Source organism: Streptomyces sp. MK37H (assembly GCF_018035285.1).
GTDB lineage: Bacteria > Actinomycetota > Actinomycetes > Streptomycetales > Streptomycetaceae > Streptomyces > Streptomyces endocoffeicus.
The window spans coordinates 1-8,479 of the sequence record NZ_JAAAYH010000390.1; the positions used below are offsets into that span (position 1 = coordinate 1).

Genomic DNA, 8,479 nt, shown 5'->3' on the forward strand with positions numbered 1-8,479 from the left:
GGGTGTTCGTGTCGATCCCGATGAGCCAGTACGTCTTGCCGTAGGTGTCGTCCTGGATTACGGCGCCGGATCGGTTACCGAGCAACTCCAGGGTGCGGTCTGCGACCGGTGTGGGTGCGGAGATGGCGTCCCACCATTTGCCCACCGGTAACACCTCGACGTCCTCGGTGTTCGGCGGCGTCCACGGGAGGGCTTGGGTGGTAGAAGTGGCCATGCTGGCGCTCCTTGTGGCGTTGGCCGCGCCCCAGGAGGCTTCGCCGCCTCGCCGGGCTTTCGTCGTGCCCGCCGACGCTAGGAACCCCGCCCTTGCACGCGCCACAAACTTGCATCAGCTTGCACCTGAGTTTTCTCATGAGGTGTGATGCCTCTTCGCGCCCTTGACGGCCTCACTCGAAGAGCCCACGGTGGTGCAAGTCCGTGTAAGCAGCAGAGCGTTGGAGGGCATCGTGGCGCTACGGTTCATCGGCATTGATCCGGACACCGACGAGCAGAACTGTCCCCGCGTGTGGGTGGACGACGAGAAGAAGGAACTCGTCTTCCAGGGCTGGAAGGCAGGCGAGGAACTGGAGGGCGAGGTGCGGTCCACCGGGCCGCTGCCCGATTACGAGGCGGTCGTGCGGATCCCCGCGCGCATGGTGCACATTCTGAGGGAGGCATGTGATGCCATCGAGTATCCCGACGTCGTTCGATGAGCAGTTGGCCAACGCCAAGCGGTCTGCGGTCCACCTGGAGATGCGGGACTCGTACTACACCAATCCGCGCTTCGAGGCATGGCAGAAAGGCGAGCGCGTCAACTGGGACGACCGCACCTCCTGGTGGCGTCCGTTCCACCAGGACATCGCGGACGCCGTAGCCCGTGGCGTGGTGGTACGGCGTGCCCGGGTCGTCTCGGAGCCGGTCAGCGACTACATCCGCTGGGAGCACTACCAGACTCGCGCCAACGTGGAAGCGGGCGAACAGGTGCGGTGGCTGCCCCGCCGCCGAACCGCCGACCTCCTGATGCCCGGCTGCGACTTCTGGATCTTCGACAACCAGGTGATCCGAGTCCACAATTTCTCAGGGAGCGGCGACTGGCTCGGCGAGGAGTTCTTCGACGACAGGGCACTGGTCGAGCGCAACGCAGATGCCTTTGAGAGCATCTGGGAGCGAGCTGTACCGCACGACCAGTACGAGATCCGCTAGTACGAGTACGACAGAACAGCATGCCGCCCAGTTCCCCATCCTCCAGAGTGCAGGCCGCGCGTGAAGCGCTCGCTGCGCGGCTCAGCGAGATCCGATTGGACGCGGGGATCACCAAACGCGAGTTGGCAGTCCGGTGCGGGTGGAGCGAGGCGAAATCCTCGCGGATCGAGAACGCCCGCACCGCGCCCTCCGACGACGATCTCCGGGCCTGGTGCCGTGCCTGTGGGGCTGAGGAGCAGGCGTCCGCCCTGGTCGCGGCCAATCGCCAGGCCGATTCCATGTACGTCCAATGGAGGCGGCTCCAGCGCACAGGGCTCAAGCAGCTCCAGAAGGCGAACCTCCCGCTGTTCGAGCGCACCCGGCACTTCAAGGTGTACTGCTCCAACGTGGTTCCCGGCTTTTTGCAGACCCCCGGCTACGCCACCGCGCTCCTCCGCGCCATCGCCACGTTTCGTGGCCTACCCGATGATGTGGCCGACGCTGTCACTGCCCGCATGGACCGTTCCGCCATCATCCGGGAGTCCGGGCGTACCTTCGCCATACTCCTGGAAGAGACGGTTCTCCGATACCGGCTCGGAGACGCGGGTGTGATGGCCGGGCAACTGGGGTCGTTGCTCTCAGCGATGGATCTGCCGTCGGTGTCGCTGGGGATCATCCCGGCCTCTGCGGAGCGGACCATGTGGCCCATCGAGTCGTTCACAGCCTTTGACGACGAACGCGTGAACCACGAGCCGCTGTCGGCTTCCGTGAAGATCACATCGCCTGACGAGGTGGTGCAGTACCTCAAGGCGTTCGGAGAGTTGCACCGACATGCCGTCTACGGGGCCGAGGCGCGGTCGTTGATCCTTAAGGCCATCGAGGCCCTGCCCTGATTCCGGGCACGACAAAAAGCCCCTGCCCGCCCGGAGTCCGGACGGGGGCAGAGCGCCTCGCCAGAGACGCGTTGTGGAGATCAGTCCTTCGGGACGTGAAGCAGATCCCAGGTAGTCTTCCCCGGCGGCCAGGTGGCCGCCTTGCCGGAGAAACCGCATCGCCGCTGCCACGCCTCGGTCGATGGCCTCCGTCCGAACTGTCCTCAACTCCACGTCCAGCTCGGGGGAGTCCAGGACGTCCATCAGGTCCTCCAGCTCGCCGGGCTGCCTGTAGAGCCTGTCCGGGTGCCAAGCGATCACCGCGTCCCCGTGACCGCTATCCGCGTCGGCCAGCATCCGGGGTAGCCCTTGTCGCTTGTTCCGGCGGTTGGTGGCCGACATGTCGTTGTCGTCGTACACCTCGGTCACGGTCCAGTCGAGGGAGGCAGCCAGGAGGCGGCAATCGTCCTCCTGGCGTTTCACACCGAGACCGGCATCTTCACACGGTCGTCGCCCCAGACCCAGGCGCCACCTGGGCCTGGGCAGGCCCCGGACTTGAGCAGACCCCCGGCCTACGCCGGCCGCTGCAGCACCATCAGGCTGCGGGCCACCAGGGTCAGCCGGTCGCCCGCCGCCACCTTCGATCCGCTGCCCGGCTCCACGCCCTCCGCCACCGCCGTGTCCACGATGAGCTGCCACTGCTTGCCGTGGTCGATGGGCACGACGAAGTCCAGCGGCTCGTGGTGGGCGTTGAAGAGCAGCAGGAACGAGTCATCGGTGATGCGCTCCCCGCGCGCCCCCGGTTCGGAGATCGCGCTGCCGTTGAGGAAGACCGCGAGGGACTTGGCGTGCGCCGCCTGCCAGTCGCGCGGCGTCATCTCTTCTCCCTCATGGGTGAACCAGGCGATGTCCGACAGCTCGTCATGGGTGCCCTCCACCGGCCGCCCGTGGAAGAAGCGGCGGCGCCGGAAGACCGGGTGGTCGCGGCGCAGCCACACCAGCGAGCGGGCGAAGCGCAGCAGCTCCAGCGCCGAGCGGTCCTCCCTTTCGCCGTCCTGCCCCTTGGCGTGATCCGGCCACCGCACCCAGGACACCTCGTTGTCCTGGCAGTACGCGTTGTTGTTGCCGCCCTGGGTGCGCCCGAACTCATCGCCGTGGCTGAGCATCGGCACGCCCTGGGAGAGCATCAGGGTGGCGATGAAGTTGCGCATCTGGCGCTCGCGCAGCGTCCGCACCGCCGGATCGTCGGTCTCGCCCTCGACCCCGCAGTTCCAGGACCGGTTGTAGCTCTCGCCGTCCTGGTTGGACTCGCCGTTGGCCTCGTTGTGCTTCTCGTCGTAGCTCACCAGGTCGCGCAGGGTGAAGCCGTCATGGCAGGTGACGAAGTTGACCGAGGCCAGCGGGCGCCGCCCGTCGCCCTGGTAGAGGTCGGAGGAGCCGGTCAGCCGGGAGGCGAACTCCGCCAGCGTCCTCGGCTCACCGCGCCACAGATCCCGCACGGTGTCCCGGAACTTGCCATTCCACTCGGTCCACAGGGGCGGGAAGTTGCCGACCTGATAGCCGCCCTCGCCGACGTCCCAGGGCTCGGCGATCAGCTTCACCTGGCTCACCACCGGATCCTGCTGGACCAGGTCGAAGAACGACGACAGCCGGTCCACCTCGTGGAACTGCCGGGCCAGCGTCGCCGCCAGATCGAAGCGGAAGCCGTCCACATGCATCTCGGTCACCCAGTAGCGCAGCGAGTCCATGATCAGCTGGAGCACGTGCGGGGACCGCATCAGCAGGGAGTTCCCGGTGCCGGTGGTGTCCATGTAGTACCGGCGGTCGTCGGTCAGCCGGTAGTACGAGGCGTTGTCCAGACCCCGGAAGGAGAGCGTGGGGCCCAGGTGGTTGCCCTCGGCCGTGTGGTTGTAGACCACGTCAAGGATGACCTCGATGCCCGCCTGGTGCAGCGCCCGGACGGCCGATTTGAACTCCAGCACCTGCTGGCCCCGGTCGCCCCAGGAGGCGTAGGCGTTGTGCGGGGCGAAGAAGCCGATGGTGTTGTAGCCCCAGTAGTTGGCCAGCCCCGCGTCGGCCAGCCGGTGGTCGTGGACGAACTGGTGGACGGGCATCAGTTCCAGCGTGGTGACGCCCAGCTCGGTCAGGTGTTCGATGATCGCCGGATGGGCGAGCGCCGCGTAGGTCCCGCGCAGCTCCTCCGGCAGCCGGGGGTGGCGCATGGTCAGCCCCTTGACATGCGCCTCGTAGATGACTGTGCGGTGGTAGTCGGTGCGCGGCGGGCGGTCGTCGCCCCAGTCGAAGTACGGATTGACCACGACCGACGTCATGGTGTGCGGGGCGGAGTCGAGGTCATTGCGCTTGTCGGGCCGCCCGAAGTGGTAGCCGTAGACCTCCTCGCCCCAGTCGATCCGCCCGCTGATCGCCTTGGCGTACGGATCCAGCAACAGCTTGGCGGAATTGCAGCGGTGGCCGAGCTCCGGTTCGTACGGGCCGTGGGCCCGGAAGCCGTAGCGCTGCCCCGGCATGATCCCCGGCAGATAGGCATGGCGTACGAACGCGTCGGACTCCCGCAGCTCGACCGCCGTCTCCGAGCCGTCGTCGTGCAGGAGGCACAGCTCGATGCGGACGGCGGCCTCGGAGAACACCGCGAAGTTGGTTCCGGCACCGTCGTAGGTGGCGCCAAGGGGGTAAGCCTGTCCCGGCCAGACCTGCATACGTCGACTCTTCCACTTCTTCTCCGGGGCCCGCGAGCACCCCAGGCACCGGACGGAACCTGACCGACCCTGCATCCTTTCCCAACTGGCCGGAGCCATCCGCCCTTTCGACGGAACTTCCTCAAAAGGGAGGCAACCTACGGCCATATCGGTTCGTCCTACCGGGTGACCTCCGCGTACGCGTATCCCGCTATGCGGTCCGATGTGATGACAGGGGGGATTGGGGGAGGATGTGCGCAAGGTGATGCATCGCCACCTGGGCAAGGTGGTGGCCGGCGCGGCCGTGGCGATCACCGCCACGGCGGTCATGGTCGGCGTGACGCTCCCGGGGAGCGCGTCCGGCGAGGAAGGCTCGGGTGGGGGACCCCAGAGCTCCTCGGCGGAGCAGGGCCAGGCGGCCCGGCAGCAGCCCGGAGTGGTGGAGGAGGCGCCCGAGCAGCGCAAGACCGGCAGCGGCCGCGATCCGCTGACCGACGACGAGATGAAGCGCGCCCAGAGCCTCGCGGCCGGCCGTGACTTCCGTATGAGCAGCGAGGACGTCAAGGGCGCCAAGGGCCCCGAGTGGCTCTCCACCGACCTCGCGGAGCTGAGCCCCGACGAGGTGGGGGCCGCCGACCCGCCGCGCCGCGCCGAGGTGACGTATTACGACTACAAGGACGACACCTACGTCACCAAGACGGTCGACCTCGGCAGCGGCAAGGTCACCGGCACCGACACCCAGCACGGGGTGCAGCCGCCGCCCAACCGCGACGAGGTGATGGAGGCCGCGCGGCTGCTGATGGCCGACAAGCTGGGCGAGGGGCTGAAGAAGGACTTCAAGGACGCCACCGGCAAGGCGCTGACCCGTCCGGACCAGCTGACCGCCACCGGCTTCATCTACCGCGCGGGCGAGGGCAGCAACCCCGGTCCGGCCTCGGTCCAGGACTGCGGCAAGCACCGCTGCGTACGGCTGTTCACCCGGGTGGTGAACGGCCCCTGGATCGACACCCGGCAGATGGTGGTCGACCTGAGCGCCCACAAGGTGACCAAGCTCAGCTAGGGCCCGGTCCCAGCGTCTCGCACACCTCTCAACGCTTCATTACAGGAGTCTCCCCATGCCTGACAGCAGGCTCCGCCGCGCCCGTGCCCGGGTCGCGGCGGCCATCGGCGCCTCGGCGCTGCTCGGCACCGTGGCGATCGCCGCCGGGCCGGTCGGCAGCGCCCAGGCGGCCCCGCGGACCGCTGCCGCGGCGGACTGCAGCGCCCCGTACAGAATCGAGCAGAAGCTGGACGGCGGCACCACCTGGCGGATGTGCTGGCACTACGAGAGCAAGGCCGGGCTCGTGCTCGACGACGTCTCGTACCAGCCCAAGGGCGAAAGTGCCCCGATCAAGGTGCTGACCTCGGCCAAGCTGGGCCAGATCCATGTGCCCTACGACGACGGCAGCAATGAGTACGACGACCTCACCGGACAGGACTTCGCCCAGGCCCTGCAGCAGCTGGACCCGGCCGAATGCCCCGGCGGCACCATCAAGACCGTGCGGGTGCCCAACGCCTGGGACCCCGACCACCCGAACGTGAAGGGCCTGTGCGCCACCACCCGGGCCCGCGGCCACGCCTACCGCATGGGCGAGGGCGGCTTCGGGGGCGGGGAGAACAAGGTCTATCAGCGCCAGGGCAAGGACCTGCTGCTCTACACCGTCAACCAGGTCGGCTGGTACGAGTACATCACCGAGTGGCGGTTCGCCGGTGACGGCACCATGACCATGCAGGTCGGCGCCACCGGCACACTCTCCCCGATGGACTACGACGCGGGCGACGGCCGCGGCTGGCCCATCGGCAAGGGCGCCAAGGACTACGCCACCAGCCATGCCCACAACGTCTTCTGGCGACTGAACTTCGGGCTGGACGGCTCGCCCAAGAGCAAGGTCGAGCAGTACGACTCCAAGACCACCGCGACTTCCGGGCGGATCCCGAAGACCAAGACGACCCGCACCTCGGTCGGCAAGGAGCTGGCCGGTGACGCGGCGGCGGCGCGGTGGTGGCGCGTGGTCAGCTCGGCGGGCAAGAACAAGGACGGCCATCCGCGCAGCTACGAGATCGTCCCCGGCCGCACCACCAAGTACCAGGGGCGTAGTTTCACCAAACACGACGTCTACTTCACCGAGTACAACAAGTGTGAGCAGTTCGCCAGCAACAACCTGCGCAACTGCGGCGCCGGGGCCGGGAAGAGCGTCGACAAGTGGGTCAATGGCCAGACCCTCAAGCACCCGATCGTGTGGGTCAACATCGGGTTCCATCACATCGCCCGGGATGAGGACCAGGAGCCGATGCCGGTGCACTGGCAGGGCTTCCAGCTCTCCCCCCGCGATGTCACCGCTATGAATCCCCTCACGCCTCCTGCACTGTCCGGGCACAACGGTCATACAGAAGAGGCACGTTGACCTGATAGGCATGACCTGAGTGTCGCACCGCCCCCGCCAGCGCAGTAGTCTGCGGTGATCGTTGGACGGGGGCGGAAGGCGGTGCACAGGTGAGCTCGGGCGGGCTGGAGCTGCCCCCCGGTGACGGAGGTCCCGGGGGTGACGGCTCCACCGACGCACCTCCCGGCGCGGTGTCCCTGGTGCGGCCGATGGAGATCGGAGCGGAACTGGACTGGGGCGCCGAAGCCTGGAGCGAGGTGCGCACACGCGCACGCCGGGCCGGGCGGGCCTATATCTGGCTCAACCTCGTGGAACAGCGGCTGCGCGCCGTCGTCAGCGCCGTGCTGCGGCCCATCTACGAACCGGTCCACGGCGAGGACTGGGTCATCGCCGCGGCCGGCCCCGCCGGGCAGGAGTGGGTGCAGCGGGCGGTCGCGGTACGGGAGGTCAGCCGGCGCAAGGGCTATCTGCTCGACCCGGCCGACGACAATGTCATCAGCTTCCTGACCCTGCCGCAGCTGCGGGAGCTCCTCGTCCAGCACTGGCCGTGCTTCGAGCCCTACCTCGACGACCGCCGCGATGTGGAGCTGGCCCTGGACGAGCTGGAGGTCTCCCGCAATGTGGTCTCCCGCAACCGCGCCCTCTCCGAAACGGTCCTCGCCCAGGCCGAACGGGCCTCCGCCCGGCTGCTGGAGATCCTCGGCAGCGGCACCGGCTCCCCCTCCGCCGAACGGCTGCCCATCGACGCCGTCGAGGACCTCGTCGGCGACCGCTACGCCGATGTGGTGGGCGTCCATTCCGACCGGGTGCGGCTCCAGCGCCAGCTGCCCGCCGAGGACCTCTTCGGCAACGCCCGCCGACTCGACGCCGTCGGCATCGGGCTCAACCTCCTGGTCCAGAACTACTCGGGCCGCCGGCTGGTCCGGCTGGCCGAATCCGGCTGCCGGGCCCGGCTGCTCTTCCTCAACCCGGCGAGCAGCGCGGTGCGCCGACGGGAGCGCGAGCTCGGCCTGAAGAAGGGCGAGATGAGCCGCTCGGTGGAGATGAACATCCTCCATATGCGGCGGGTGCGCGCCCGGCTGCGGGACCCGGGCGCGTTCGAGATCCATGTCTTCGACGAGACCCCCCGCTTCACCGCCTACCTGGTCAACGGCGACGGCGCGGACGGCCTCGCGGTCATCCAGTCGTATCTGCGCAAGGCCCGGGGCATGGAGGCGCCGGTCCTGGTGCTGCGCGGCGGCGGGCGGGGCCGCGAGGTCGTCCGCGAGAGCGCGGGCGAGGAGGGTGAGGGCGGGCTCTTCGGCACCTACCGCGAGGAGTTCGAGAG

The 8,479-nt window shown here is 68.4% G+C and carries 7 protein-coding genes and 2 pseudogenes; 6 read left to right on the forward strand and 3 right to left on the reverse strand.

All coding sequences use genetic code 11. The features are described 5' to 3' along the window. A pseudogene (locus GWI24_RS35350) lies at positions 1-214 on the reverse strand (hypothetical protein); the annotation flags it as partial. 232 nt (positions 215-446) lie between these two features. On the opposite strand from GWI24_RS35350, the gene GWI24_RS35355 reads away from it, so the two are divergent. Genes GWI24_RS35355 through GWI24_RS35365 form a run of 3 tightly spaced genes read left to right on the forward strand, consistent with a single transcriptional unit; the run spans position 447 to position 2,054 of the window. Further along, on the forward strand, positions 447-692 hold the full coding sequence (locus GWI24_RS35355; protein ID WP_210950126.1) for a hypothetical protein: 246 nt from the start codon (positions 447-449) through the stop codon (positions 690-692). Continuing rightward, on the forward strand, positions 661-1,182 hold the full coding sequence (locus GWI24_RS35360) for a DUF6879 family protein (protein WP_210950121.1): 522 nt from the start codon (positions 661-663) through the stop codon (positions 1,180-1,182). Before GWI24_RS35355 ends, GWI24_RS35360 begins: the two co-directional genes overlap by 32 nt. A gap of 20 nt (positions 1,183-1,202) precedes the next feature. After that, the gene (locus GWI24_RS35365) at positions 1,203-2,054 is read left to right on the forward strand and encodes a helix-turn-helix transcriptional regulator (RefSeq protein ID WP_210950122.1); all 852 of its coding nucleotides are present in this window, start codon (positions 1,203-1,205) and stop codon (positions 2,052-2,054) included. A 231-nt stretch (positions 2,055-2,285) separates the two neighbouring features. Here GWI24_RS35365 and GWI24_RS47025 read toward each other — a convergent pair. Then, positions 2,286-2,516, reverse strand: a pseudogene (locus tag GWI24_RS47025) (recombinase family protein); the annotation flags it as partial. Between the two features lie 89 nt (positions 2,517-2,605). Then, positions 2,606-4,750, reverse strand: coding sequence for a glycogen debranching protein GlgX (glgX, locus tag GWI24_RS35370; RefSeq protein ID WP_210950123.1), 2,145 nt, complete (start codon positions 4,748-4,750; stop codon positions 2,606-2,608). Positions 4,751-4,994: 244 nt separating this feature from the next. On the opposite strand from glgX, the gene GWI24_RS35375 reads away from it, so the two are divergent. From GWI24_RS35375 to GWI24_RS35385, 3 genes are all read left to right on the forward strand, one after another. Further along, positions 4,995-5,789, forward strand: coding sequence for a Tat pathway signal sequence domain protein (locus GWI24_RS35375; RefSeq protein WP_210950127.1), 795 nt, complete (start codon positions 4,995-4,997; stop codon positions 5,787-5,789). A 55-nt stretch (positions 5,790-5,844) separates the two neighbouring features. Beyond that, positions 5,845-7,173 carry a copper amine oxidase gene (locus tag GWI24_RS35380; protein ID WP_210950124.1) on the forward strand — a complete coding sequence of 443 codons (1,329 nt, stop codon included), beginning with the start codon at positions 5,845-5,847 and terminating at the stop codon, positions 7,171-7,173. Positions 7,174-7,262: 89 nt separating this feature from the next. Beyond that, positions 7,263-8,479 (forward strand): SAV2148 family HEPN domain-containing protein (locus tag GWI24_RS35385; protein WP_210950125.1); only part of this gene is annotated, 1,217 nt, incomplete at its 3' end.